Annotated in this window: 1 pseudogene; it reads left to right on the forward strand. The window is 74.2% G+C overall.

Going from position 1 to position 2,161, the window contains the following annotated elements:
• Positions 1 to 1,546 (forward strand): annotated as a pseudogene (locus ACFWY9_RS37160) (glycosyl transferase); the annotation flags it as partial.
• Positions 1,547 to 2,161: the final 615 nt, after the last annotated feature.

Below are 2,161 nucleotides of genomic sequence, written 5' to 3' on the forward strand. Positions count from 1 at the left end.
GGTGTACGCGCTGCTGCCCGCCGCGACGGCTTCGGTGGCGCAGGGCCGTCTCGACGTCGTCGTGGTGCACATCGTGCTGCCGCTCGTCGTCGCCGGGATCGCCGGGCTGCTCGTCCGGGCCGACACCCGTTGGCTGCACATCTCCGCGCTGTCCGCGTTCGGGGTGGCGCTGCTCGGGGCCTTTTCCCCGCTCGCGCACGGGCTCGCGCTCGCGGGCCTGCTGATCGGGTTCGTCGTGCTGCCCGCGCCGACCGGGCTGGCGCGGCGGATCGCGTCGGTGGGCATCGTGGTGCTGCTGCCGCTGGCGTTGCTGCTGCCGTGGCCGACCGTGCTCCTGAAGCATCCCGAGCTGCTCGTGCAGGGTCTCGGCGGCGGCGCGGCGCTGCCGTCCGGGACGGATCTGGCCGGGCTCGACCCCGGTGGCCCCGGCGCGTGGCCGATCGGGGTGGCGGTGATCGCGGCGGCGCTCGTCGCGCTCGTCGTGCGCCCGACGAAGCTCGCGGCCGGTGGGCTCGCCCTCGCCGTCCTCGGTGCGGGCGGGATCGTGCTGGTGCGGCTGGTGAAGCTGACGCCGATGCAGGGCGGCGCGCCCGCGTACGGCTACGCGGGTGTCCCGCTGCTGCTGGTCGGGGCCGGGCTGCTGTGGGTCGTGCTCTCGGCGTGGCAACGCGGTGGCGTCGCGCCGGTGCCCGGCAGGCTGCTGCCGCGGATCGCCGCCGTAGCCGGAGTCGTGGTGCTCCTCGCGTTCGGCGCGGGTGCGGTGGTGACCGGTCACGAAGGCCCCCTGCGGGCGGGTGGACGTCCGCAGCTCGCCCCCGAGGTGACCGCGGACCTGGCCGCCTCCGGCCGCTCGGTGCTGGACCTCGGCGCCGACCAGGTGCGGCAAACCGGCGGACGGCTGGCGCACTACGGCGACGATCAGCTCGCGCCCTCGCCCGGCACGGCCGACCGGCTCAGTGGCTGGCGGCGTGACCTCGGGCAGGGCAACGCCGAGTCGGTCAAACGCGCGCTGACCGCCGCGGCGGCCTCCGGCGTCCTCTACGTGGTCCTGCCCGCGGGCGTGGATCCCGCCGCGTACCCGACGCTGGCCAAGGACCTGGTCGCCGTCGCGCCGCCGGCGTCGGACGGGCGGCCGGTGCTCAAACTGCTCCCGCCCGCCGGCCAGGTCGTGCTGATCTCGCCGGAGCTGGCGAAGGCCGCGGTGACCGGCGGCGACGCGCCCGGCGTCTCCCCGGGGGTCTCACCGGTGCAGGCAGGCCTGCCGGACGTGCGGGTCCGCGTCTCCGACGGCCCCAACGGGCGGCTGCTCGTGCTGGCTGCCGAGCAGGAGGCGGGCTGGCACGCCAGCGTCAACGGCGCCCGGGTGCCGATCGTGCCCGCGTGGGGGCATCAGGTGGCGGTCTCGGTGCCGCCGAAGTCGGCCGAGGTGACCGTCGAGTACCCGGGGACGGAACGCGGGCTGCTGCTGCTCGTGCAACTGGCGGCGGTGCTGTTCACGCTGCTCACCGCGGTCCCGTCGTCGTCGGTGGCTGCGCGGCGTCGCTGAGATTCCCACTGCGCGGCGGACGAGCGCCCGGACAGGAGCGGGGGACCTTTGCTCACGCTTCAGGGGAGCGGGGGACCTTTGCTCACGCTTGTGAGGCTGGTGTGACTGCTGGGGTTGGCGGGGCGGGGTCTTGCGGTGTCCTACGTCGCGAACGTTCCGTTCGCGACGTTGAGCGTCCCCAACGGAGCGTTCGCGACGTCGGGCGATGCTGTCGGCCTGTGCGGGAAGCTCCGAGGGACGCCCTTGGTGCGTTGAGTGCGACGAGGGCGTCCCTCGGTGCAGTGAGCGCACCGAAGGCGTCCCTCGGTGGGTCGGCGACCCTCCCGCGGCCCTCGAACGCCCCCCACTTCGCGCGCTCGCGCTGCCCCGGAACAGGAGCGGGGGACCTTTGCTCACGCCGGAGGTGAGCGAGGGACCTTTGCTAGCGTTCGTGAGCTTACTGAAAGTTAGCTTGCCAACGGACGTTAGCAAAGGTCCCCTGCTCCCTTTTTGCAGGTCAGGACGCCGTCAAGGCCACCTTATGGGCACCGGACGCCGCGTATAAGGGGGTGTTGGGCGGTCGGGGGGGGTCGGCGGATACCCCCCCCTGTGCTCGCCGGGGACCGCGCGGGTGGC

This window comes from Amycolatopsis sp. NPDC059027, assembly GCF_042739735.1.
Lineage (GTDB): Bacteria > Actinomycetota > Actinomycetes > Mycobacteriales > Pseudonocardiaceae > Amycolatopsis.